19 protein-coding genes are annotated in these 24,317 nt (G+C 69.2%); 13 read left to right on the forward strand and 6 right to left on the reverse strand.

Annotated features, from left to right (window positions below; all coding sequences use genetic code 11):
* Positions 1-6: 6 nt before the first annotated feature.
* From wecC to rsmD, 7 genes are all read left to right on the forward strand, one after another.
* Entirely contained in the window at positions 7-1,260 is a 1,254-nt protein-coding gene (gene wecC, locus AC1D0A_RS13125; RefSeq protein ID WP_476943863.1) for a UDP-N-acetyl-D-mannosamine dehydrogenase, read from the forward strand.
* A complete protein-coding gene (locus tag AC1D0A_RS13130; protein WP_476943864.1) occupies positions 1,257-2,177 on the forward strand; it encodes a hypothetical protein in 921 nt (306 codons plus the stop codon). The genes wecC and AC1D0A_RS13130 overlap by 4 nt, the downstream gene beginning before the upstream one ends.
* On the forward strand, positions 2,164-4,338 hold the full coding sequence (locus AC1D0A_RS13135) for a glycosyltransferase family protein (protein ID WP_476945999.1): 2,175 nt from the start codon (positions 2,164-2,166) through the stop codon (positions 4,336-4,338). The genes AC1D0A_RS13130 and AC1D0A_RS13135 overlap by 14 nt, the downstream gene beginning before the upstream one ends.
* Before the next feature lie 158 nt (positions 4,339-4,496).
* Positions 4,497-5,522, forward strand: coding sequence for a thiamine-phosphate kinase (gene thiL, locus AC1D0A_RS13140; RefSeq protein WP_476943871.1), 1,026 nt, complete (start codon positions 4,497-4,499; stop codon positions 5,520-5,522).
* Between the two features lie 22 nt (positions 5,523-5,544).
* Entirely contained in the window at positions 5,545-6,645 is a 1,101-nt protein-coding gene (locus tag AC1D0A_RS13145; RefSeq protein ID WP_243177964.1) for a DAK2 domain-containing protein, read from the forward strand.
* Positions 6,635-8,887 (forward strand): ATP-dependent DNA helicase RecG, encoded by a 2,253-nt coding sequence (locus AC1D0A_RS13150; RefSeq protein ID WP_476943872.1) that lies wholly within the window; start codon positions 6,635-6,637, stop codon positions 8,885-8,887. Before AC1D0A_RS13145 ends, AC1D0A_RS13150 begins: the two co-directional genes overlap by 11 nt.
* A gap of 39 nt (positions 8,888-8,926) precedes the next feature.
* Positions 8,927-9,574, forward strand: coding sequence for a 16S rRNA (guanine(966)-N(2))-methyltransferase RsmD (gene rsmD / locus AC1D0A_RS13155; protein ID WP_476946000.1), 648 nt, complete (start codon positions 8,927-8,929; stop codon positions 9,572-9,574).
* Here rsmD and AC1D0A_RS13160 read toward each other — a convergent pair.
* The 3 genes from AC1D0A_RS13160 to AC1D0A_RS13170 are packed head-to-tail and all read right to left on the reverse strand — an operon-like array spanning position 9,571 to position 12,439.
* Positions 9,571-10,356 carry a spermidine synthase gene (locus tag AC1D0A_RS13160; protein WP_476946001.1) on the reverse strand — a complete coding sequence of 262 codons (786 nt, stop codon included), beginning with the start codon at positions 10,354-10,356 and terminating at the stop codon, positions 9,571-9,573. The two genes, rsmD and AC1D0A_RS13160, sit on opposite strands and share 4 nt — an antisense overlap.
* Positions 10,357-10,358: 2 nt before the next feature.
* A complete protein-coding gene (locus AC1D0A_RS13165; RefSeq protein ID WP_476946002.1) occupies positions 10,359-11,567 on the reverse strand; it encodes an aminotransferase class I/II-fold pyridoxal phosphate-dependent enzyme in 1,209 nt (402 codons plus the stop codon).
* Positions 11,564-12,439 carry an SDR family NAD(P)-dependent oxidoreductase gene (locus AC1D0A_RS13170; protein ID WP_476946003.1) on the reverse strand — a complete coding sequence of 292 codons (876 nt, stop codon included), beginning with the start codon at positions 12,437-12,439 and terminating at the stop codon, positions 11,564-11,566. The genes AC1D0A_RS13165 and AC1D0A_RS13170 overlap by 4 nt, the downstream gene beginning before the upstream one ends.
* A gap of 87 nt (positions 12,440-12,526) precedes the next feature.
* Here AC1D0A_RS13170 and coaD point away from each other — a divergent pair, with 87 nt between their 5' ends.
* The 5 genes from coaD (at position 12,527) to mutM (ending at position 15,690) form a co-directional block, all read left to right on the forward strand.
* The gene (gene coaD, locus AC1D0A_RS13175) at positions 12,527-13,027 is read left to right on the forward strand and encodes a pantetheine-phosphate adenylyltransferase (protein WP_028277957.1); all 501 of its coding nucleotides are present in this window, start codon (positions 12,527-12,529) and stop codon (positions 13,025-13,027) included.
* Between the two features lie 175 nt (positions 13,028-13,202).
* Entirely contained in the window at positions 13,203-13,727 is a 525-nt protein-coding gene (locus AC1D0A_RS13180) for a YceD family protein (protein WP_079553424.1), read from the forward strand.
* Between the two features lie 36 nt (positions 13,728-13,763).
* A complete protein-coding gene (rpmF, locus tag AC1D0A_RS13185; protein WP_009356569.1) occupies positions 13,764-13,967 on the forward strand; it encodes a 50S ribosomal protein L32 in 204 nt (67 codons plus the stop codon).
* Between the two features lie 21 nt (positions 13,968-13,988).
* Complete coding sequence (gene rnc, locus AC1D0A_RS13190) at positions 13,989-14,711, forward strand: ribonuclease III (RefSeq protein ID WP_243177156.1); 723 nt, start codon at positions 13,989-13,991, stop codon at positions 14,709-14,711.
* A 7-nt stretch (positions 14,712-14,718) separates the two neighbouring features.
* Complete coding sequence (gene mutM / locus AC1D0A_RS13195; protein WP_476946004.1) at positions 14,719-15,690, forward strand: bifunctional DNA-formamidopyrimidine glycosylase/DNA-(apurinic or apyrimidinic site) lyase; 972 nt, start codon at positions 14,719-14,721, stop codon at positions 15,688-15,690.
* Here the strand turns inward: mutM and AC1D0A_RS13200 are convergent.
* Genes AC1D0A_RS13200 through AC1D0A_RS13210 form a run of 3 tightly spaced genes read right to left on the reverse strand, consistent with a single transcriptional unit; the run spans position 15,626 to position 20,387 of the window.
* Complete coding sequence (locus AC1D0A_RS13200; RefSeq protein ID WP_476946005.1) at positions 15,626-16,663, reverse strand: NAD-dependent epimerase/dehydratase family protein; 1,038 nt, start codon at positions 16,661-16,663, stop codon at positions 15,626-15,628. The genes mutM and AC1D0A_RS13200 overlap by 65 nt on opposite strands.
* A complete protein-coding gene (locus AC1D0A_RS13205) occupies positions 16,660-19,371 on the reverse strand; it encodes an alpha/beta fold hydrolase (RefSeq protein ID WP_476946006.1) in 2,712 nt (903 codons plus the stop codon). The genes AC1D0A_RS13200 and AC1D0A_RS13205 overlap by 4 nt, the downstream gene beginning before the upstream one ends.
* Positions 19,365-20,387, reverse strand: coding sequence for a 3-oxoacyl-ACP synthase III (locus tag AC1D0A_RS13210; protein WP_028277960.1), 1,023 nt, complete (start codon positions 20,385-20,387; stop codon positions 19,365-19,367). Before AC1D0A_RS13210 ends, AC1D0A_RS13205 begins: the two co-directional genes overlap by 7 nt.
* A 262-nt stretch (positions 20,388-20,649) precedes the next feature.
* On the opposite strand from AC1D0A_RS13210, the gene smc reads away from it, so the two are divergent.
* Positions 20,650-24,294, forward strand: coding sequence for a chromosome segregation protein SMC (smc, locus tag AC1D0A_RS13215; protein ID WP_476946007.1), 3,645 nt, complete (start codon positions 20,650-20,652; stop codon positions 24,292-24,294).
* Positions 24,295-24,317: the final 23 nt, after the last annotated feature.

Here is a 24,317-nt window from a genome sequence, read left to right on the forward strand (position 1 = left end):
ACCAGATTGACTGACTTTCGGACCATCGCCGTCATTGGACTGGGGTACATCGGGCTGCCCACAGCCGCGATACTGGCGACCAACGGCCTTGACGTCATCGGCGTTGACGTCAATCAGCGGACGGTGGACGCAGTCAACGAGGGGCGTGTGCCCTTCGTCGAGCCAGACCTGGGGATCCACGTCGCCGGTGCCGTCAGCCAGGGCCGGCTCAAGGCAACCACCGGGACGCCCGCCGCTGATGCGTTTATTGTCGCCGTTCCGACGCCGTTCACGGCGGACAAGAGGGCTGACCTGAGCTACATCGAGGCGGCCGCACGCGGGATCGCGCCGGTGTTGCAAGGTGGCGAACTGATCATCCTTGAGTCCACGTCGCCCCCGGGGGCAACCCGCCATCTGGGCGAGTACATCGTCTCGCTCCGGCCGGACCTATCGCTGGACGGCGCCGACGGCAGGCCCGCGATTCTCCTGGCCCATTGCCCCGAGCGCGTCTTGCCCGGCAAAGTCATGATCGAGCTTGTCACCAACGACAGGATTGTTGGCGGGATCACCCGGCGCGCCGCCGATCTCGCGAAAGACCTGTATGCGGTGTTTTGCCAGGGCGAGATCCTGATCACCGACGACGTGACGGCGGAAATGGCCAAGCTGGTGGAAAACTCCTACCGCGACGTCAACATAGCGTTTGCGAATGAGCTTTCGGTCATCAGCGAAAAGTTGGGCATCAACGTCTGGGAACTGATCCGGCTGGCAAACCATCACCCGCGCGTCGACATCCTGCAGCCGGGACCCGGCGTCGGGGGTCACTGCATTGCCGTCGATCCCTGGTTCATCGTCGCTGCAGCACCTGCCGAGTCGCGCTTGATCAGAGCGGCCCGGACCGTCAACGACGAGAAGCCGCGCTGGGTCCTGGACCAGGTGCGTGACGCGTTTGCCGGCTTGCCCAGGAACGCAGAGATTGCCGTCCTGGGGCTCGCGTTCAAGGCAAACATTGACGACCTGCGTGAGTCTCCCGCCATTGACATTGCCCATGGCATCGCCGAATCGATGCCGGCCACCCGGATCAACGTCGCCGAGCCCCACATCGACAGCCTGCCCGGGCGCCTGCAGCACCGGGAGAACGTCCGGCTGGTGCCCTTTGAGGAAGCAGTGAGCCGTTCCTCGCTCGTGGTGGTGCTTGTCGACCACGACGCCGTCCGGGCGCTGCCCGCCGAAGCCTTGGCCGGCAAGCTCCTCGTCGATACCCGGGGAGTCTTCAGCTCATGATCGATCGGCTCGTTCAGACATTGCGCACAGCCTTCAAAAGCCGGGTGGTCATGGCGATGGCCTTCTGCGGCGCGGCCGCAGTACTCAGTGGAATCCTCTGCCTCGTGCTCAGGCAGCCGGCGCTCGCGGTTCTGCCCCTGGCACTGTTCGCACTCATGGCGGTGATGGCCGTCTCGCAGCTGGTCAGTATGCGGTGGCTACAGGAAACCGAAGCCCGGAAGGCCCACTCGCGCAACAGGGAACTGCGCGAGCTGGTACGCGGACTGTCCGCACCGGCGGCGAAGGCCAGTGCCCCCGCGGCAGAGCGCACAAATCCCGCGGCGGAGCGCACAAATCCCGCGGCGGAGCGCACAAAGTCCGCTCCCACCGCGGCTCCGACTGCCGGACGGGCAGTCGGCCGGCTCGCGGCCGCTGTGACAGATGACCGGGACCGCCAGGCCAAAATCCTCCGCTACCTCGGAGCGCCTGTAACGGCGCCGTGGGGCGGACGGGTTGTCTACTCAATCATGGGCCAGGAGCTTTACCGGTACTTGGGCGATGCCCACGCCCTGGAACCACTGCGGCCGAGCACCATCGCTGCCCAGATCGCGAACGGCCGGGGCTTCGCGCTGGTGATCGATGACAGCGCCTTCACGGCCGGAATCTGGTTCGGAGCCGATTCCGCTGCAGGGACGCTGCTTGCCAACGAAATACTCCGTGCCCTCGCTGAGTGCAGGTCCCAAGGGATGCCGGCCTATTTTGTGAGAACACGGTTGGAGACCGATATCTACACCACGGATTTCGAAGCAGCGTCGGATGTTGTGTTTTCGGAGCGTTCATCCCTGGCGGAGTGGACCGAAGACTACCGGTTCGGATTGCTCACTTCGCTGGAAGCTTTTGCCAAAATGAACAGAGGAGCGCTCATTGGCTCGCCCTGATACCACCGGGTCCATGCGGAAGATCCTCCTCTACGGGGACGTCGACCTCAACATCATCGACGGGTCCGCCGTCTGGCTCGTCTCCATGGCCGAGGCGTTATCCCGAACGGGCTCCGAAGTCTGCGTACTTCTCAAGACCCACGTCACGAAGACGCGGCTGCTTGACCGGATAGCTGACATGCCCGGCGTGGAAATCGCCCAACCTGGCGAGAGCGCGGACATCGAGGCGCTGCAGCCCCGAACCGCAGCCCAGCGCATGGCCCAGCTTGACGCGCAGCGGCCGTTCGACGTCGTGATCGCCCGCGGCACCCAGGTCGCGGCGCACGTCGCAAACTCCAAAGTCCTGGGCCCCAAGTCGTGGCTCTACATCACGGACATCGCCCATCCCGGCTCCCGGCTTTCCGAAAAAGACCGCGCGGTGCTCAGAAGGACCGTCGGACAATGCCGGCGCTTCTTCGTGCAGACTGAGGCCGCACGCTCCTACGTTGAGGCGACGATTCCCGAGGCCGCGGGAAAGACCCTGGTCCTCACGCCCATGGTGCCCGATGAATACTTTGACCTGCGGGGAGGCTCATCTGGCACCGGGCGGAAACTGAGTGCGGTCTACTCCGGCAAGTTCGCCAGGAAATGGCGGACCCTGGAAATGTGCTCCCTCCCGGCGACGGCCGGGGAACACAACCTTCCCCTGGCGTTGACGATGATCGGCGACAAGTTCCAGCACGACCTCCAGGACCCGCAGTGGTCGGCCACGATGGAGACGGCGGTGAGCTCGCCGGGGATCGACTGGCTGGGCGGGATGTCCCGTGATGAGGCCGCAAAGGAAGTCAGCCGGCACGACGTCGGGTTGAGCTGGCGGGATCGAAGCATGGACGCCAGCCTCGAAATTTCGACCAAGGTGCTCGAGTACGCGGCCCTTGGGGTGCCGCCGATGGTGAACCGGAATGCGCAGCACCTGGAGCTTTTCGGCGCGGACTATCCGCTGTATGTCGACGACGATTCGGCGGAGGGCGTTCTCAGCACCCTTCTGGCGGCGAGGGAAACCGTTGCCGGGCTGAAGGAGGAAGTGTCCAATCGTGTCCGGTACTACTCGATTTCAGCATCGGCGGCCCGGCTGAAAGCCTATTTCGAACGGTCCGAGGGCGACTACGCCCGCAGCCCGCGGTCCAGGCAAAAGACGCGGGTGCTGATTGCCGGTCACGACCTAAAGTTTGCGGGCGAGCTGGTGTCCGTCCTCGAGATGCGGGACGACATCGAACTCGCCTTCGACCACTGGACCTCACTTCATCAGCACGACGTCAAGGAGTCCGAGCGGCTCAGGGACTGGGCCGACGTGATCATCTGTGAATGGTGCGGGCCCAACGCCGTCTGGTACTCGAACAACAAACGGCGGAGGCAGAAGCTCATTGTGCGTCTTCACATGTTCGAGCTCAACGGCCCCTGGATGAGCGACGTGGCCGCCGAAAACATTGACTCCCTGATCTGCGTCTCGCAGCTCTACGTGGATCGCACTCGTGCAAGTACCGGCTGGACCGTCACCGCCATCCGGGTCATCCCGAACGCCGTGGACGTCATGGACCTCCGCAGATCCAAGGAACCGGATCATCGCTTCCGGCTGGGGCTGGTGGGCATCGTCCCCATGCGCAAGCGCCTGGACCGCGCCCTTGACCTGCTCGAGGAGCTGTTGGATGAGGACCCCAGGTACACCCTGCATGTCCGCGGAAGAATGCCGTGGGAGTATCCGTACGAATGGAAGAAGCCGTTCCAACGCGAGGCGTACCTGGAGATTTTTGACCGTATCGGCAGGTCCCCGGCGCTGCGGGATGCCGTGGTCTTCGAACCGTTTGGCCCCGACATGGCGTCCTGGCTGCGCAAGATCGGATATGTCCTATCGCCCAGCTCGGACGAGAGCTTTCACCTCGCCCCCGCTGAGGGCATGGCATCAGGCGCCGTACCGCTGTTCTGGCAAAGGCCCGGAGCGGATGAAATATTCAGCAACCGCTGGACTCGGGGGACAACGTCCCAGGTCCGGGCCCTGGTCTCGGCCCTCAACGGCTCGCCCCAGGCGTATGCAGAGGAGTCCCGGGCCGCCGCCGAATACGTCGGGCGGTTCGATATGCGGTCCACGGGCGAGGCCTGGCTGGAGGAAATACTCAGCACGTGAAGCCACGGCCCGGCACGGTCAGTCCCTCGCGGTAGCGTAGGGCTGTGCCTGAAACTGTGCCCGAACCTGTGCCCGAAACCGCTGTGCCCGAAACCGCTGTCCCTGAAACCGCTGTGCCTGAAGCCGCTGTGCCCGATGCCCTGCCCGCGGACGCCGCACTGACCGTTGGCGGCCTCTCGGAGTCCCAGCTGCTGGGACGCATCTTTCCGCGGCTCACGATTCCGCAGCCCAATGGCGGACCGGCGGCGGCGTCGTACTTGCTGCTGGGGCCGGGGGACGACGCCGCGATTGTCGCCGCGCCGGACGGGCGGACCGTGGTGAGCATCGACACCCAAGTGGCGGACCAGGATTTCCGGCTCGAATGGAACAACGGCTACCGGACCACCGGGTACGACGTCGGCTGGAAGGCCGCGGCGCAAAACCTCAGCGACATCAACGCCATGGGCGCCCGGGCCACGTCCGTTGTGGTCAGCCTGACCATGCCGCCGGAGACCCCCGTCTCCTGGGTGGAGGATTTCGCGGACGGCCTCGTGGCCGGCATCAGGGGGCTGGGGGCTTCGGCCTGCACGGTGGCCGGCGGCGACCTCGGCCGCGGCCGCGAACTGGCGGTCAGTGTGGCGATCCTGGGGACTCTTGACGGCAAGGCGCCCGTCCTGCGCTCCGGGGCCCGGCCGGGGGACACCGTGGCCCTGGCGGGAACAGTGGGCCGGGCCGCCGCCGGGCTGGCGCTGCTGGAGTCGAACGTCCCGGTGGGCGCCCTGACCGCCGGGCAGCGTTCCCTCCTGGACACCCAGTGCAGGCCGCAGCCGCCGCTCGCCGCCGGACCGCTGGCCCGTGAGGCGGGGGCGTCCGCCATGATGGACATCTCGGACGGCCTGGTCCGGGACGGAAACCGCATGGCGGCCGCCAGCCGCGCGGTGCTGAACCTGGACGCCGCCGCCCTGAAGGAGCTGGCCGCCCCGCTGCTGCCGGCGTCGGAGCTGTTGGGGGCAGACCCGATGGCGTGGGTCCTCGGCGGCGGTGAAGACCATGGGCTGCTCGCCACTTTCCCGGCAGGGGTTCCGCTCCCTCCCGGGTTCACTGCGATAGGCTCGGTAGAGGCCCCTGCACCAACCGAAAGCACGGGAGTAACGATCGCGGGCAGGCCCGCTGACGCTGTGGGATGGGATCACTTTGCAGACTAAGATTGCCGCCAACGCGCAAGCGATGAAGCGGTGGTTGGGCAAGGCGGAAACCACGCTCGGCAACCACAGCGACCGCCTGAACGCCATCAACATCTTTCCGGTAGCCGACGGCGACACCGGCACCAACCTCTACCTGACCGTCCGCGCCGCGGCCCACGCCGCGGACGCCGCCGTGCCGGGACACCCGGACGGGGCGGCGCACGCGGCACCGGACCCGACCCTGCATGACGTTGGCGCCGTCCTTGCGCAGGCCGGCCAGGTTGCCATGGAACAGGCCCGCGGCAACTCGGGAACCCTGTTCGCCGTCTTCCTCTGCGCTGCTGCCGAACCCCTGGCCGGGCACACCCGGATCAGCTCACCCCTGCTGGCCGCGGCCCTGAACCGGGCCCAGATCCGGGCCTGGTCCGCGCTGAGTGATCCCGTGCCCGGCACCATGCTCTCCGTCATGGAGGCTGCCGCCAGGGCCGCGGCCGCCGTGGACTCCGCACACGACGGCGATGACAGCAACCAGACCCTGGGCCTGGCCCTGGACGCCGCCGTCGAGGCGGCCCTGGCCGCCGTGGTCCGCACGGAAGAGCAGCTCGATGCCCTGCAGGCCGCCCACGTGGTGGACGCCGGCGGCGTGGGCATGCTGCTGATCCTGGACTGCCTCCGCTCGGCCGTGCTGGGCGAGGAGCTCCAGAGCGAACTGCTGGACGGACTGCACGGCTACGACGTCCAGGATCCGCATATCCACGTCGGCATGCCGCGAGACGAAGGTGTCGAAGTCATGTGCACCATTTCCCTGTCCCCGCTGGACGCCGCCATGATGCGCCAACGGCTCGACGAAATGGGCGACTCGGTGATCATGAGCCAGGTCGGTGGCGGCGCCGACGCCGCCGGGCTCTACCGCTGGCGCGTCCACGTCCACGTCCTGGATGGGGACCTCGCCGTCGCGCTGATCCGTTCCCTGGGCGAGCCCACGGACATTTCCGTGAGCGAGCTCGCAGTCCCGCGCGACCCGGAGGCACCGGCCGCCACGGTTGCCGCCACCGCAGGCGCACCTGTTGACGCTACCGTCGCTGCTGCTGCTGCCCCGGCGCGTGCCGCCGAAACCCGAAACCCCGACGGACATGCACGCTGAACTTGAACTGGGCCTGGAGCGCCGCATCGGCAAGCGCTCCGCGGCCGTCATCGAAAAACACCTTGGCATCACCACTGTCGGCGGGCTCCTGAACTATTTTCCCCGCCGCTACCTCAGCCGCGGCGAGCTCACGCCCATCAGCGAGGTCCCGCTGGACGAGGAAGTGACCCTGATCGCCCGGGTGGTCTCCAACAGCACCCGGCCCATGCGCGCCCGGCGCGGTTCCCTCACCGACGTCGTGATCTCCGACGACGCCGGCGGTACCGCTTCCACGCGGGCGGCCGGCGCACTGCCGGGCACGCTCAAGGTCAGCTTCTTCAACGGGTTCCGGGCCAAGGCCGAGCTGCAGCCGGGCCGGCGTGCCATGTTCTCCGGCAAGGTTACGCGCTACGCCGGATCCCTCGGCCTGACCAACCCGGATTTCCTGCTGCTGGACGAGGACCCCGAAACGCCGGGCATCGACCCGGAGAAGCTCGCCGCCATGCCGATCCCGGTGTACCCGGCCACGGCGAAACTGACCAGCTGGTCCATCCAGAAGGTCATCTCGACGCTGCTGGACACCGTGGAGCTCGAAACCCTCGGCGACCCGCTGCCGGCGGAGATCGCGGCGCGGGAGAAGTTCCTGCCGGTCGCGGACGCCTACCGGCTGATCCACGCCCCGCAAACCCCGGCGGACTACCAGCGCGCCCGGGACCGGTTCCGCTACCAGGAAGCCCTGGTGCTCCAGTCGGCCCTGGCCCGCCGCCGCGCCCAACTCGCCGCCGAGGAAGCGACGGCCCGCCGCCCGGCACCGGACGGGCTGCTGCCCGCCTTCGACCGCCAGCTCCCGTTCACGCTGACCGCCGGCCAGGCCGCCGTCGGCAAGACGCTCTCCGACGAGCTCGCCCAGGACTCGCCCATGAACCGGCTGCTGCAGGGCGAAGTGGGCTCCGGCAAGACGATCGTTGCGCTGCGCGCCATGCTGCAGGTGGTGGACGCCGGGGGACAGGCTGCCCTGCTGGCCCCCACCGAAGTCCTCGCTGCCCAGCACTATGAATCCATCCGGCGCACGCTCGGACCGCTCTCCCGGGACGGGATGCTCGGCGGGTTCGGACCGGACGCCGTCCAGGTCACCCTGCTCACCGGCTCCATGCCCACCGCGGCGCGGAAGCAGGCCATGCTCGACGCCGCCTCCGGAACGGCCGGAATCGTGATCGGCACCCATGCCCTGCTCAGCGACAACGTCTCCTTCTACGACCTTGGCCTGATCGTGGTGGACGAACAGCACCGCTTCGGCGTGGAACAGCGCGACGCCCTCCGGGCCAAGGCCAGCAAACCGCCGCACCTGCTGGTCATGACCGCCACCCCGATTCCCCGGACCGTGGCCATGACCGTGTTCGGCGACCTCGAAACCTCCGTGCTCGATGAGCTGCCCGCCGGCCGCGCCCCGATCTCCACCCACGTGGTGGGGCTCGCGGAACACCCGGGGTGGGCCACCCGGATCTGGTCCCGGTCGCGGGAGGAGATCGACGCCGGCCACCAGGTCTACGTCGTTTGCCCCAAGATCGGCACGGACGACGACGGCGACTTCACCCCGGGCGAGGCCGAACCGTCCGCCGCGGACCTCGAAGGCGAGAACGGTTCCCGGGAACTCGCCTCGGTCACCGGCGTCGTGGAACATCTCCAGGACGAACCGGCCCTGGCCGGGGTGGCTGTGGCGCCGCTGCACGGCAGGCAGGACCCGGTGCTGAAGTCCGAGACCATGGCCTCCTTCACGGCCAACCAGACCAAGCTGCTGGTCTCCACCACCGTGATCGAAGTCGGCGTGGACGTCCACAACGCCACGCTCATGGTGATCCTGGACGCGGACCGTTTTGGCATCTCCCAGCTCCACCAGCTGCGCGGCAGGGTGGGCCGCGGCGGGCTGCCCGGAACCTGCCTGCTGGTCACCACCCTGGAGCCGGGCCATCCGAGCCGGCGCCGCCTGGATGCCGTCGCCGCCACCACGGACGGCTTCGAACTGTCCCAGGAGGACCTCAAGCTCCGCAGGGAGGGCGACATCCTGGGCGCCTCGCAGTCCGGCGGGCGCTCCACGCTGAAGCTGCTGCGCGTGCTCGAACACGAGGACGTGATCGCCCGGGCCCGGCAGGACGCCCAGCGGATCGTGGCCGCCGATCCCGCGCTGGCGGGCCAGCCCCGGCTTGCGGCCGCGATCGATGAATACCTGAACCCCGAGAAGGAGGCGTTCCTTGAACGCGGCTAGGACCACGAGCCAGGCAAACACGTCCGCGGGGGTCCGCGCATGAGCCGGATCATTGCCGGTGCGGCCGGCGGCAGCACGCTGAACAGCGTGCCCGGGAACCTGACACGGCCCACCACCGACCGCGTCAAGGAGGCCCTGTTCTCCCGGCTGGACGCCTTCAACGTCATCGCCGGCGCCCGCGTCCTCGATCTGTACGCGGGATCCGGCTCGCTGGGGGTGGAGAGCGGCAGCCGCGGCGCGGACTCCGTGGACCTGGTCGAATTCGACGCCAAGGCAAGCGCCGTCTGCCAGCGGAACGCCGATCTTGTCAACACTGTCACGGGCCGCAAGGTGGTCTCCGTGCACCGCTCCAAGGTCGAATCCTTCCTCGACCGGGCCGCCGACTCCGCGATCTGGGACCTGGTGTTCCTGGACCCGCCCTACCCCCTGGACGAGCCGGCCCTCGCTGCCGTGCTGGCCAAGCTGGTGCCGCACCTGGGCGAGGGAGCGGTCGTGGTGGTGGAACGCTCGTCCCGGAGCCCCGAGCCGGTATGGCCCCAGGGCATGGAACGGTTTGCCGAGAAGAAGTACGGCGAAACCCGGCTGTGGTTCACCGAGCCCGGCGTGGAAGCCGCGGACGCTGTGGAAGCAGCGGACCTGGCGGCAGTGGACGCTGTGGAAGCAGCGGACCTGGAAGCAGGGGACTAGCCGGCCAGCGCGTCCAAATCGACGCCGGTGAGCAGCCGGGCCGGATGCGGACCGCGCGCCGTGAGCGCCGCCGTCCAGACCTCCGGCCACGGCCCCTGCGTCCCGGTCAGGATGATGTTCCCGGGGTACCGGCCAGTGAACATTCCGGCCTCCGCGAAGGCCGAGACGTCGGCCATGGCCCGGCCCATGGCCGCGATCTGGCTCCGGACCAGGGTCAGCCCGGGTTCGTCGCCCACGTTGACGATCAACACGCCGCGCGGCGTCAGCCGGGCCGCCGCCTCCTGGTAGAACCCGGTACACGCGATGTGTTCCGGCGCCTCCGGCCCGGAGAAGATGTCCAGGATCACGACGTCGAACCGCAGGCCCGCCGGAAGCCCGGCGAGGGCGTCGCGGGCATCGCCGATCACCGTGTGCAGCTCGGTCCCCTCCGGCAGGGGCAGCTGAGCGAGCACAAAGTCCAGCAGTTCCCGCTCCAGCTCCACCGCGTACTGAACCGAGCCGGGCCGGGTGGCCTGGATGTAGCGGGCCAGGGTCAGGGCCCCGGCGCCCAAGTGCAGCGCCGTGATCGGCTCGCCCCACGGGGCGGCGAGGTCCACCACGTGCCCGATCCTGCGCAGGTATTCGTAGAAGATGTCCGCGGGGTCGGCCAGGTTGACGTGGGACTGCTCGGCGCCGCCGATGCTCAGCACGAAGCCGCCGTCGGTAAAGGCATCCGGTTCGATCACGGCGTGGTGCCCGGTGGTTCGCAGGAACCGCGAGGCCCCGAATTGCTGCCCGGCCATGTTCACAGCCTGTCGCGCAAGGTCGCCAGCCGCTCGGCGGCCTCCTCCAGCACGTGCAGCTGCTTGCAGAACGCGAAGCGGAGCAGGCTGCGGGTGCGTTCGGCGCCGTCGGCGTGGCAGAAGACGGGCACAGGGATCGCGGCGACGCCCACGAGTGCCGGCAGCCTGCGGGCCAGCTCCACGGAATCGGTGATCCCCAGCGGTGAGGTGTCCACGTTGACGAAGTAGGTCCCCTGCGGGGTCAGCACGTCGAGGCAGGCCGCGCGCAGTCCCTCGCTGAGGATGTCGCGCTTGTACCGGAGGGTGTCGGCGATGCCGGCGTAAAACTCGTCCGGAAGCCCCAGGCCCACCGCGATGGCGGCCTGGAAGGGCGTGCCGGAACTGTAGCTAAGGAACTGCTTGACCGTCCGGGCGGCGGCCACGAGCACCTCCGGCCCGGAGAGCCAGCCGATCTTCCAGCCGGTGAAGGAGAACGTCTTGCCGGCCGAGGAAATGGTCAGCGTGCGCTCCGCCGCCCCGGGCAGCGTCGCGACCGGGATGTGCCGCACACCGAAGGTCAGGTGCTCGTACACTTCGTCGGTGACGATGACGGCGTCGTATTTCGCGGCCAGTTCGACGACGCGCTCGAGCACCTCGCGGGGAAACACCGCCCCGGTCGGGTTGTGCGGATTGTTGATCAGCACCACCTTGGTGCGGTTGCTGAACGCGGCCTCGAGTGCGGCCAGATCCGGCATGAAATCCGGGGCCAGGAGCGGGGCGGTGACGTGCGTGGCGCCGGAGAGCCCGATGATGGCGCCATAGGAGTCGTAGAACGGTTCGAAGGTGAGCACTTCATCTCCCGGACCTACCAGCGCGAGCAGGGCAGCGGCAATGGCCTCCGTGGCGCCGGTAGTGACGATAATTTCGGTCTGCGGATCCGCGGCCAGCCCGTAGAACCGCTGCTGGTGCACCGAGATCGCCTCCCGCAGCGGCAGGATGCCCTTGCCGGGCGCATACTGGTTGGCTCCGGCGGCGATCGCTGCCTGGGCGGCCTCCTTGATCTCCACGGGGCCGTCCTCGTCCGGGAAGCCCTGGCCAAGGTTGATGGCGCCCGTGCTCAGGGCCAGGGTGGTCATCTCCTCGAAGATCGTCACGCCCAGAGAGCCATCGGGGGAGAGCAGGTTGGCGCCGGTTGCGGCGCGCTGCCACGGCAGCGGCATGCGGGGGCTCATCGGGTGCCCGCCTTCTCGTCCCGGCCGGTGAAGCTGTCCATGGTGGTGTAGATCCCAAAGACCTTTCCGCCCACGAAGTCCCACGCCCGCACCGGCAGGATGCCCTTGAGTACTTTCCCCAGCATGGCCATGGCGGGGGCGATCAGCTGCGGCCGCCCGGCGGCCGTAGCACGCCATGCCCTGTCCACGGCATCCTCCGGTGTCATGAGCGGGGTCAGCAGGGGACCCCGGGCTCCCTCGAACATGCCGGTGGAAATGTAGCTGGGGCAGAAGGTGGTGACTTTCAGGTGGCCGTAGCCCTGCTGCTCAAGCTCGAGCCGGAGCGAGTCGCTCCAGCCGATGACGGCCCATTTTGAGGCCGCGTAAACGCTCATCCGCGGATTCGAGACCGTGCCGGCGGCGGAGGCAACGTTGAGGATCCGGCGCGGGCGGCCGGCGCCGGCCATCATGTCCGGCAGGAACTCCAGGGTGACGTACATGGGGGCGAGGGCGTTGATGTCCATGGTCAGGGCGATGTCACGGTCCGGGGCGTGGTCCCAGAAGTACGCGCCGCGGACAATCCCGGCGTTATTGACCAGCAGCGCCAGCGGTCCCTCAGCCCTGGCCTCCCGGGCGGCGTCGGCAATCGCGGCGCGATCCGCCAGGTCCACCGTGCGGGGGACGGCGCGGGCGCCCAAAGCGGCGACTTCAACGGCGGTGCCGGCCAGGGCATCGGCGTCGACGTCCCAGAGGATCACTACCTCGGCGCCTTCCCGGGCGGCGCGGAGGGCGTAGAGCCGGCCCATGCCGCTGGCGGCACCGGTGACCAGGACCACGCCGCCGTCCACGGTGAAAGGCGGCGCAGTGACGGGCCACACAGTGACAGGCCGCACAGTGAAAGGAGAAGTCGCGCGATTGTTCGATGCTGACATTCAGTCATGTTATCCCGGGCTGCGGCGCGGATACGGTAGGTTCGGAGCATGAGACGCGCTGTTTGCCCTGGCTCTTTTGACCCCATCCACAACGGACACCTGGAAGTCATTGCGCGTGCCGCGGGCCTCTTCGACGAGGTGATCGTGGCCGTGTCCACGAACTATTCCAAGAAGTACCGCTTCAGCCTGGAGGAGCGGATCGACATGGCCAGGGAAACGTTCGCGTCCTTGCGCGGGATCGTGGTTGAACCCGTGGGGGAGGGTCTCCTGGCCGAGTACTGCCGGCAGCGCGGTGTGTCGGCGATCGTCAAGGGCCTGCGTTCGTCCTCGGACTTCGACTACGAGCTGCCGATGGCCACGATGAACCGGCAGCTGACCGGCGTCGAGACGGTGTTCCTGCCGGCGGAAGGCCACTACCTGCACCTGTCCTCCACCCTCATCAAAGAGGTCTTCGCCCTCGGCGGGGACGTCTCGGACTTTGTTCCCCGCTCTGTGCTGAAACGGCTGGCCCCGGGCGAGCCGGTCCCGAACAGGGCGCGCAAAGTGTAAGCTTGACCGGTACTCGGCGGTCTGCTGCCGGTTGCGTGGCCCGAATCCGAGGCCGCTTGTGGTGTGAACCGCCGGCGTGCCCCCCGGTTTGAGTCCGTCCGGAAGTTCAGGCTAAGATAGTACGTCGGTCATATGTTCAACAGGAGTTCTCATTAAACGAGATGCTAGTTCGCCCTTGGCGTTCGACGTCAAGGACCTCGGACGCAGTCCGGGAAGCATGCGGACGCTGACGGAACATGTACCCGCGCCAAGTGATCTTGGCGTGGCGCTCATTGGCGTGCAGGAAGGCTCGGATGTCGAGCTGGACCTGCGGCTTGAGGCCGTACACGAAGGAATTCTGGTATCAGGAACCGCGCACGTCGAAGTTACTGGCGAATGCGGCCGATGCCTGGATCCCCTTGCGTATGACCAAGAGGTTGATGTGCAAGAACTTTTCTTCTACGAGGATGCTGTGTTCTCCGACGAAGAAGACGAAGAAGAGCAACGTCGAGTCGAGCACGATCTGATCGATCTTGAGCCGGTGTTGCGGGACGCAGTTGTCACCATACTGCCGTTCCAGCCGGTGTGCCGGGAAGACTGCCAGGGCCTTTGCTCCGAATGTGGAGTGCGCCTGGAAGACGAGCCGGGGCATCACCACGAGGTCGTAGATCCTCGCTGGGCCGCCCTGGCTGACTTGGCTAAGCCTGACCGGCAAAACTGATTTGTAAGTGTTTTTCTAGAGAGAAATGAGTTAGCCGTGGCTGTCCCGAAGCGGAAAATGTCTCGCTCGAATACCCGCGCCCGCCGCTCCCAGTGGAAGGCAACTGCCCCCCACCTGGTGAAGACTGTCGAGAACGGCCAGGTCACGTACAGCCTGCCGCACCAGGCAAAGGTCGTTACCGACTCGGCTGGCACTGCGCTGTTCCTTGAGTACAAGGGCCGCAAGGTCGCAGACGTCTAATCCGCCAACAGGCTGAAAAAGATGTCTTCAACTGAAGAGCTTCTGAAGCGTCTCGGTGTCACTATTGACGCCGGGACGCTTCGTCTTGCGCTCACACACCGTTCCTACGCCTACGAAAACGGCGGCATCCCCACCAACGAACGGCTCGAGTTCCTGGGCGACTCCATCCTGGGGTTCTCCGTAACGGACGCGCTGTACCGTGACAACCCCACGCTGCCCGAAGGCGACCTGGCCAAGCGCCGCTCCGCCGTCGTCAGCACCCGGGCGCTGGCCGGCATCGGCCGCAGCATCGGGCTGGGGGAGTTCATCTACCTTGGACAGGGCGAAAAGCTCACCGAAGGCAAGAACAAGGCCTCCATCCTGGCGGACACCATGGAGGCGCTGATCGGCGCCACCTACCTCTCCAACGACATCGAGACGGCCCGGCAGCTGGTCATGCGGCTGGTCGGCCCGCTGTTGAAGGACGCCGCCGCCCTCGGCGCGGGCACCGACTGGAAGACTTCCATCCAGGAGCTCGCCGCCAGCCGGCAGCTTGGGACCATCAACTACGCGGTCGACGGCTCCGGGCCGGACCACGCCCGGACGTTCGAGGCCGTGCTGCGGATCGGCGGCACGGACTACGGCACCGGCACCGGCAACTCCAAGAAAGAGGCCGAACAGGAAGCCGCCGCCGACGCCTGGCGCCGGCTGACCGCCCCGGCCGCGCCGGATCCGCAGCAGCTGCAGTCCCAGACCGGCAGCTAGGCCGGCGTTGCCTGAACTGCCCGAGGTCGAGGTGGTCCGGCGCGGCCTGGTGAGCTGGGTGCGCGGCCGGACCATCACCTCCGTCGAGGTCCTGGACCCGCGCTCCCTGCGCCGGCACGCCCTGGGACCGGAAGACTTTGCCGGCAACCTTGAAGGCGCACGGGTCCTGGACGTGGTCCGCCGCGGCAAATTCCTGTGGATGCCGCTGGCGGACACGCCCGCCGCGCCCGGAAACGGTACCCCGGCCGGCGGGCCGGGCCCCGCCGTCGCGCTCATGGCCCATCTGGGCATGTCCGGCCAGCTGCTCATGCAGGACCCCGGCGTTCCGGATGAAAAACACCTGAAGGTCAGGCTGCGGCTCAGCCCAGCCGACGGCATGCCCGGACAGCTCCGGTTCGTGGACCAGCGCATCTTCGGCGGCCTGTTCCTGACCACGCTGATCCCCACCGACGACGGCGGCCCTGGCGGCCTCGCCGAAACGCCGCTGCCGCTCATCGCCGAGGAAGCCGCGCACATTGCCCGTGACCCGCTGGATCCCTGGTTCTCCTTCGAGACCTTCTACCGGCGCCTGCGGGCCCGCAAAACCGGGCTCAAGCGGGCGCTGCTGGACCAGGGCCTGGTGTCCGGGATCGGCAACATCTACGCGGACGAGGCCCTCTGGACGGCGCGGCTGCACTACGCCCGGCCCACCGACACCCTGCGCCGCCCCGACGCGCTGCGGGTCCTCGACGCCGCCCGCGAGGTCATGACGGACGCCCTGGCCGCCGGCGGCACGAGCTTCGATTCGCTCTACGTCAACGTCAACGGAGCCTCCGGGTACTTCGACCGTTCCCTGAACGCCTACGGCCGGGAGGGGCTCGAGTGCAAGCGCTGCGCCGCCGCCGGCCGGGTCAGCCGGCTCTTGCGGGAACAGTTCATGAACCGGTCCTCGTACACCTGTCCCGTCTGCCAGCCCCGGCCGCGGAACGGGCGCTGGTAGGGGGCGTCCGGGCGTAGTGCCCGGCCAGCCTCGCCAGGCCCTCGTCAAGCGAAACGGCGGGGGACCAGTTGAGGAGTCCACGGGTCTCGCGCTGGTCGAACCAGTGGGCGGTGGAGAGCTGCTCAGCGAGGAATCTGGTCATCGGCGGCTCCCCGGACCGGCCGGACCGGGACCACACCTTCTCCACCACCGATCCCGCAGCCCGCGCGAGGCTGCCCGGCACCGTCCACGACGGCGCAGGGACGCCGCCCGCGGCGCAAATGCCCGCCAGCAGCTCACCGACCGGGCGGGGTTCGCCGTTGCTGACCACGAGCGCCCGGCCGTGGATGTACTCCATCCGGTCAAGGGCGGCGACGATGGCCGAAGCGGCGTTGTCCACGTAGGTCGTGTCGATCAGGGCCGCGCCGGCGTCGAGCAGCGGCAGGCGGCCGCGGCTGGCACGTTCCAGCACCCGTTCCACCAGCTGCGTGTCACCCGGGCCCCAGACGATGTGCGGGCGCACCGCCGTGACCCGGAAACCCGGCGAGTCCGCGGCCAGCGCCAGCAGTTCGGCCTCGGCCTTCGTGCGGGAGTAGTCACCGTGCGCGCGGACCGGGTCCGCCGCCTCGGCGCCCAGCCCGGCGATGGCGGCCCCGGAATTGGCCACGGACGGGGAGGAGACAAACACCAGCTCCCGCACACCGGCCTCGCGGGCGGCCCGGAGCAGGCGGCGCGTGCCTTCGATATTGACCTCGTCGAACTCCGCGGCGCGGCCGGTGAAGGAGACCTTCGCGGCCAGGTGGATGACGCCCTCGGCGCCGGAGACGGCGCGGCGCACGGCGGCCTCGTCAGCAACGGACCCTTGGAGGTCCGTGGCGCCGTCGACGCCGGAGGGGCGGCGCTGGAACGTGCTGACGGCGTGGCCCTGCCGCACCAGCAGCCGCGCGACTTCCCCGCCGAGCAGTCCGCTGGCGCCGGTGACGAGGACCCTCATGGCGTGCCCGGACGGCCGCCGGCCAGCACCGCCGAAGCCCACCGGGCCAGTCGGCTCCTGTCGATCTTGGCGTTGTGGCGGATGTCGGTCGGCTGGGAGGGGACAGCGAGCACGGCGGAGACGCTGACCCCTGCCGCGCGGGCGGCGTCCCGTACGCGGCCCGCCAGCTGAGGGGCGGCCAGACCGGCCCGGCGGACCGGCGGAACGGTTTCGACGACGGCGACGACAGCCTGGGTCCCGGACGGACCGACCCCGACGACGGCTGCCATCCCGACGTCGTCCAGGCGTTCGATGGCCTGCTCGGCGCCCACCGGAGTCACCACCGCGCCCGGAGCCGTCACGACGTGCACGAGGCGTCCTTCCACCCAGAGCCGGCCGGCGGCGTCGAGGTGCCCCACATCGCCGGTGCGGTGCCATCCGGCCGTGCGGACGCTCTCGTGCTGGGTCAGCCAGAGCCGGTCGTAGGCTTCTTTCACGTGCGGGGCCCTGATGAGGATCTCCCCGCTCACTCCGGCCTCCCTGACGGGCTCGTTCCCGGGTGCGGTGCCGTCCGCGGCCAGCGGGATGATGGCCACGCGGGCGCCCTGTACCGGCCGGCCCACGCACACGCCGTTGCCGGCGCCTGCCATGGTTCCGGCGGCGGCGTCGGCCGCGGCGGCACGGATCTGTTCGAGGCTGATGTCCGTGACGGGCAGCGCCTCGGTCATCCCGTACGGGGTGTGCAGCGAGGCCCGCGGCAGCAGCCGCTGCACCTCTGCGAGAAGGGCTTCAGGGACCGGCGCGCCGGCGGAGAGCAGCAGCTCCACGCGCCCCAGGGCCTCGTGTCCGGCCCGGCTCAGGCCGGCCCGGGTGGCCAGGACGTTGCGCAGCGCCGCGGGGGAGGCGAAGACCACCGTGGCGTCGATGGCTGCTGCGGCGTGCGCCAGCGCGCTGGCCGTCAGGGTGCGGGGGGCGGTGACGTCCATGGCGGGCGTTACCGAAACGGCTCCGAGCGCCGGTCCCAGCAGGGCGAACGGCGCGAAGCCCGCCACCAGGCGTGCGCCCGGGCGGATCTCCAGCGTCGCGGCCACGGCATCGCGCATCGCCGCCAGCCGCCCGTGCGTGTAGACCACGCCCTTGGCGGGCCCCGTGGAACCGGAGGTGAACAGCACCGCGGCGGGGGCGTCCGGGTCCGGAACCGGGGCCGTGCCCGGGCGAGGGAGTCCGGGGCTGAGGCCGGCTCCGCGGCGGGCAAGAGCAGCCAGGGAGGTCTCGACGGCGAGGAGCCCGCGGCGCCGGGCCGGCAGGTCCCGCACACTGATGCGCCGTCCCGGCCAGCCAAGTACCGCGGCGGCCGCCAGGGCCTTGTCGATTCCGATGAGGAAGTCGGGGGTGGCGCCCTTCACCGCACGGCTCAGGCCGCGGGTACCCAGGCCGGCGTCGGCCACGATGACCACCGCGCCGAGCCGCAGGCAGGCGTAGAGGACCACGGTCAGGTCCACGCCCGGGGGAACCATCAGGCTCACCCGGGTGCCGTTCCCTACACCGGCGTCCTGCAGGCCCGCAGCGAGGGCGGCGATGTTCTGTTCGAGCTCCTGCCAGCTGAGCGAGCGGGCGACGCTGCCGTCCGTGGCCATTTCCGCGACGGCGGTATCCCCGGCCGCTGGTCCCGCCGCCAGCTCGGCGAGGGGCGCCCACAGGGGCGGGACCCCGGCGCCGGGCTTCAGGGGCCCTGTCCCGAATTCCAGCATCGAGTCGTCGGCCGGGCCGTCGGCCAGTTCGTTGGCCGGCCCGCTGTCCGGGCCGCACCCGGCCAGCCACTCGAAGACGGGCGCGGCGATGTCCCTGTCTTCCGCGACCAGGTGGCCGGCACCCTCGAAGCGGTGAACTTTCGCGTCCGGCAGCCGGCCGATGAGGTCCTTGAGGTACCGGTCGGAAAAGATCGGATCGCGCGGGCCCCAGAGCATCAGGGCCGGAACCCTCAGCCCGCGCACCCCTTCCGCGACGCGGCTGAGCGTCGGAAAGCTGGGGTGGGACGCGTCGGCGGGAATGTCCGCGACAAAGTTCCCCACGCCGGCGCGGCGGCCGGCGCCGCGGTAGGGGGCCATGAAGGCGCCACGGACATCGGCGGCGAGCGGTGGGTGGGCCAGGGCATGCGTCACGCGCAGGAAGGTGTCCGTCCCCGTCGTTCCCCAGCGGTGCACGGCAGGGTGCAAGGCAAGCCGCAGTGCAGGCGGGATGCGGGCGCCGGAGGGCTGGTGCACGGCTGTGTTGGCCAGCACGACGCCAGCGAGCTGCTGCGGATGGGCCACGGCCCAGCCCAGGCTGATCACGCCGCCCCAGTCGTGGCCGACGGTGACGACCGGGCCGTCCAGGCCGAGCGACGCGGTGAGGTCGCCCAGGTCGTTGATCCGGTCCTCCAGGCGCCGGAACGTGCCGGTGCGCTCGGAGAAGCCCATGTCCAGCTGGTCCACGGCCACCACGCGCCACGGATGTGCGGGGTCGGATCCGGCGGCCAGCAGGGTCCGCCACAGGTAGGACCACGTCGGGTTGCCATGCACGCACAGCAGGGTGCCGGCAGGTGTCAGGCCGCGGCGCGCGAGCTGGGCACCGTTGTCCAGCAGGTGCCAGCGGCGCACGGTGCCGGGCTCATCCGCGGCGGAGGTGGAAGCCACATCGATTTCGCGCGACCACTCGGGGTCGACGCCGGGCCAGTCGGCGGCTACCAAACGATTTCCACCATGGCGGTGTTCAGGCCGGAACCGACGCCCATGCACAGCACGCGATCCCCGGCCGCGAGAGTCTGCGCTTCGGCCGCGAGGGTCATGGGGAGGGAGGCCGGGCCCACATTGCCCCAGTGCGGGAACGTGATCGGCACCTTGTCCGGGTCCAGGTCAATGGCGTTGATGATGGCCTGGGTATAGGCATTGCTCACCTGGTGCGTGACATACCGGTCCATCGAGGCCCAGTCCCACTCCGGCTGGGCCTCGTGCCAGGCATCGACCACGAGCTGCAGGCCGCCGTCGAGCAGGCCTTTGGTGTCGGTGGCCATGCCGTCAATGCTGCCCACGCACAGTTCATGGTGCTCGGTGCCGGCACGCATCACGCCGCCGAGGACCCGGTGCGCCCCGGGGTGCTCGTCCGCCGGGCCCAGGACGGCCGCAGCCGCTCCGGAGCCGAGCGTCAGTGTGGCGAACTCGCGGTTGAAGTCCTCGCGGGTCGTCTCGGGCCGCTGCAGCCGGGCCAGGGTGGCCTCCTGCGTTGCCTGGGCGTCTTCACCGTTGACGATCATCGCGTACTTGATCTGGCCGGAGTCGATCATGTTGGCCGCCAGGGTCATGCCGTTGACGAATCCAAGGCAGGCGTTGGCCAGATCAAAGTTCATGGCCGACGAAGGCAGGCGCAGTCCGTGATGGATCTTTACCGCGACGGACGGTTCGAGGTTGCGCCGCGTCACGGAGGTGTTGATCAGCAGGCCAATCTCGGACGCTTCGATGCCGGACTCGGCCAGGGCCTTTGCACCCGCCTCGATGGCTGCGTCGTCGAACGATGTCCCGGGGGCCCACCAGCGCCGGTGCGTGATGCCCGCGACCCGTTCGAGCAGTTTCGGGGGGACCCTCAGCCGCCGCAGGGTCGAAGCCAGCCTGCGGTCGAAATCCATGGAACTGACGATCGTCGGAGCTTCGACGCTGCTTACCGAAAGTAGAGCGGTGTTGCTGTGCCGGAATGTTGCATTGCCTACCAATTCAAGCCCCTGTTCATGTCCGTCCTGCGCTCCGGCGGTGGCCGCTCACAAGCCCGAGAGCTTAACTATGCCCCGTGCAGGTCAATTCCCGCATATGCGGCCTCCGCCATCTGCGGCGGCTTCGCGCTGGTTCTGCGCGGAATGGCCGCAGATGCGCAGTAGATTGTATGTATCCGGGGCCGCCCCGAACCCCCCGCGTCCGTCCGAATCATGCTTTCGTCGGACAGCGGGCCAGTCCGCCGACCAGGAGAACCGAAGCGCCTTGCACCTGAAAAGTCTGACCGTCCGGGGATTCAAGTCGTTCGCCTCGGCGACGACCTTTGAATTCGAACCGGGCGTCACCGCCGTGGTGGGCCCCAACGGCTCGGGCAAATCCAACGTGGTGGACGCGCTGGCCTGGGTCATGGGCGAACAGGGAGCCAAGACCCTCCGCGGCGGCAAGATGGAAGACGTGATCTTTGCCGGCACCTCGGGCCGGCCGCCCCTGGGCCGGGCGCACGTCTCGCTGACCATCGATAACAGCGACGGCGCCCTCCCGATCGAATACAGCGAGGTCACGATCTCGCGCACGCTGTTCCGGACCGGCGGCTCGGAATACGCCATCAACGGCGCGGGATGCCGGCTGCTCGATATCCAGGAGCTGCTCTCCGACTCGGGGCTGGGCCGCGAGATGCACGTGATTGTCGGCCAGGGCCAGCTGGACAAGGTCCTGCACGCCACCCCCGAGGACCGGCGCGGCTTCATCGAGGAGGCCGCCGGCATCCTCAAACACCGCCGCCGCAAGGAAAAGACGGTCCGCAAACTCGAAGCCATGCAGGCCAACCTGTCCCGGCTCAGCGACCTCACCGGCGAAATCCGGCGGCAGCTGACCCCGCTGGGCAAACAGGCCGAGGTGGCCCGGCGCGCCCAGAGCGTCCAGTTCGAGGTCCGTGACGCCCGCTCACGGCTCCTGGCCGACGACCTCGTTGCGCTGCAGTCCGCGCTGGCGCAGGACGTGGCGGATGAATCGGAGCTCAAGGCACGCCGCGCCGTCGTCGAACGCGACCTCGAGGCGGGGCGGCAGCGCCAGGCCGTCCTCGAAGGGCTCGCAGCCGAGGCCACGCCCGCGCTGAACGCCGCGCGGGAGAACTGGTATTCGCTCTCCACCGGTCGCGAACGGCTCCGTTCCCTCGGCKCGCKCGCCGAGGAACGCCGCCGCCTGCTCGGCGCCGCGGATGTGGTTCCGGACACCGGCCGGGACCCGGACCAGCTGGAGCAGCAGGCCGCCCGCGTCCGCGACGAGCAGGCCGGGCTGGAACGGCAGATCCTGGACCGCACCGAGGCCCTGGACGCCGCGACAGCCGCCAAACACGACGCCGAACAGGCCGCCGCCGCCGAGGACAAGCGGCTCGCGGCCCTGCTCCGGGCCGCCGCGGACCGGCGTGAAGGCCTGGCCAAGCTCGCCGGGCAGGTCGGCGCGGCACGGTCCCGCGTCGAGTCTGCCCAGTCCGAGCTCGGCCGTCTCCGCGAATCGCAAAAGGCCGGCGAGGAGCGCCGACGGCAGGCGCACAGCGAGTTCACAGCCCTGGAAGCGCAGGTCGCAGGGGTCGAAGACGGCGAGGAATCGCTCGACGCCGATTACGAGGCCGCGAGCGAGGCCCTCGAAACCATCATCGCCGAAATTGACGCCCTGAAGGCGGCCGAGCGCGAAGGCGAGCGGGAACGCGGCGCCCTTATGGCCCGCCGCGATGCCCTCCAGCTGGGCCTGAACCGCAAAGATGGCTCCGGGCATGTGCTCGGCGCGGCAGCCGGGGACCTGGCCGACGGGGTCCTGGGATCGCTGGCATCCATGATCACCGTGGATCCCGGATTCGAGGCCGCCGTCGCCGCCGCACTCGGCAGCGCGTCCGACGCCGTGGTGGTCCGGGACCAGCAGGCGGCCGCCGCTGCCGTGCGGCTGCTGCGCGCGGACGACGCCGGCCGTGCCGCGCTGCTGCTGGCCGGCCCCCCGGCCGGGTCCCCGCCGCCGGTGGCCGATGCGCTTTCGGCCGATGCATTAGCCGGCGGCAGCACGCTTCCCGCGGGCGCGCGCTGGGCTGTGGATCTTGTGGATCTTGTGTCGGCTGCGGCACCGGACGCCGCCGGCCTGCCGCTGCCCGCCCTGCTGGCCGGCATCGCCGTCGTCGAGGACCTGGATGCCGCGGCGCAGCTGATCGCCGCGCGTCCCGAGCTGACCGCCGTGACCCGGACCGGGGACGTCTTCACGGCGCTGACCGTGACCGGCGGGTCCGCGTCGGCGCCGTCGCTGCTGGAAGTCCAGGCCGCCGTCGACGACGCCGCGTCGAAGCTGGCTGCCGTCACCGCCGCGCTCGAACGCAACCGCTTCGCCCTCTCCACCGCCCGGACCCGGCGCGCTGAAGCCCAGGACCATGCCGACGCGGCCCTCGCGAAACTCCACGATTCCGACGCGAAACTCGCGGCCGTCGCCGAACGCCTGGGCCACCTGAACGCGGTGCTGCGCAGCGCCGTCGCCGAAAGTGAGCGGCTGGCCGCCTCCCTGGCCAGGGCTGAGGCCCAGATTGTCAGCGAACAAGGTGCGCTGGAAGCGGTGGCGGCCCGGCTCGCCGCGGCCTCAGAGGCCCCCGCGGAGCAGGAACCTTCCCCGGAGCACCGGGATGCCCTGGCCCTGGCCGCCTCGCTGGCCCGCACGGCCGAGATGGAGGCCAGGCTCGCCCTGCGCAGCGCCGAGGAACAGCTCACGGCCACCCGCAACCGGGCGGCGTCGCTGGAACGGGCCGCCGCCACCGAACGCCGCGCCCGCGAGGAAGCCGCCGAACGGGCCAGCCGGCGCCGGCTCCAGGCCCGGCGCGCCGCCGCCGTCGCCGTCGCCGTGCAGCAGGTCATCGGATTCATCGACGTGTCCGTGGAGCTGGCCCGCCGCGAGCGGGACAGCGCCGAGGAACGCAAGGACGCCATGGACCTTGAACTGGCCGGGGTCCGCAGCGGCAACGACGCGCTGGCCCGAGAACTGGCCGAACTCACCGACTCCGTGCACCGCGACGAGCTCGCCCGCACGCGGCAGCGGCTGCGGATCGAGGCGCTGGAACTGAAGAGTGTGGAGGAGCTCGGGCTGACTGCCGGGCAGCTCGTGGCCGACTACGGACCGGACCTTCCCGTCCCGGTCCCTGCCGGCGACTCGGCGGACAAATGGGCCGCACTGCGCGCCCCGGTGGACGAGGACGGACGCGAGATTTCCGAAGGCAAGCCCTTCGTCCGTGCGGAACAGGAAAAACGGCTCAAACGCGCCGAACGCGACCTCGCGGCCCTGGGGAAGGTAAACCCGCTGGCGCTCGAGGAGTTCGCCGCGCTTGAGGAGCGCCACCAGTTCCTCAGCAGCCAGCTCGAAGACCTGAAGTCCAGCCGCAAAGACCTGCTGGACATTATCAAGGAAGTCGACGACCGCGTCCAGAAGGTCTTTGCCGAGGCGTTCGAGGACACCTCCCGGCAGTTTGTCCGCGTCTTCGCCCGGCTGTTCCCCGGCGGCGAGGGCCGGCTGGTCCTGACCGACCCCACCGACATGCTCACCACCGGCATCGAGGTCGAAGCCCGCCCGGCCGGCAAGAAAATCAAGCGGCTCTCGCTGCTTTCCGGCGGCGAACGCTCCCTGACGGCCGTGGCGCTGCTGGTGGCCATCTTCAAGGCACGGCCCTCTCCCTTCTACGTCATGGACGAGGTCGAGGCCGCGCTTGATGACACCAACCTGGGCCGGCTCATCACCATCTTCGAAGAACTCCGCGAATCCAGCCAGCTGATCGTCATCACGCACCAGAAACGCACCATGGAAGTCGCCGACGCCCTCTATGGCGTCACAATGCGCGGCGACGGCGTCTCCACGGTGATCAGCCAGCGGCTCAGTGCGGAGATCTAGGCAAACGTCCAGGTCCCGGCACG

The sequence above is a fragment of the Arthrobacter sp. P1_D4 genome, assembly GCF_056406115.1.

Bases quoted from the DNA above. Each gene is read 5' to 3' on its own strand.
- AC1D0A_RS13130 (WP_476943864.1), top strand. From the start codon at position 1,257: ATGATCGATCGGCTCGTTCAGACATTGCGCACAGCCTTCAAAAGCCGG.
- AC1D0A_RS13145 (WP_243177964.1), top strand. From the start codon at position 5,545: ATGAAGCGGTGGTTGGGCAAGGCGGAAACCACGCTCGGCAACCACAGC.
- AC1D0A_RS13150 (WP_476943872.1), top strand. From the start codon at position 6,635: ATGCACGCTGAACTTGAACTGGGCCTGGAGCGCCGCATCGGCAAGCGC.
- rsmD (WP_476946000.1), top strand. From the start codon at position 8,927: ATGAGCCGGATCATTGCCGGTGCGGCCGGCGGCAGCACGCTGAACAGC.
- AC1D0A_RS13160 (WP_476946001.1), bottom strand. From the start codon at position 10,356: ATGGCCGGGCAGCAATTCGGGGCCTCGCGGTTCCTGCGAACCACCGGG.
- AC1D0A_RS13165 (WP_476946002.1), bottom strand. From the start codon at position 11,567: ATGAGCCCCCGCATGCCGCTGCCGTGGCAGCGCGCCGCAACCGGCGCC.
- coaD (WP_028277957.1), top strand. From the start codon at position 12,527: ATGAGACGCGCTGTTTGCCCTGGCTCTTTTGACCCCATCCACAACGGA.
- rnc (WP_243177156.1), top strand. From the start codon at position 13,989: ATGTCTTCAACTGAAGAGCTTCTGAAGCGTCTCGGTGTCACTATTGAC.
- AC1D0A_RS13200 (WP_476946005.1), bottom strand. From the start codon at position 16,663: ATGAGGGTCCTCGTCACCGGCGCCAGCGGACTGCTCGGCGGGGAAGTC.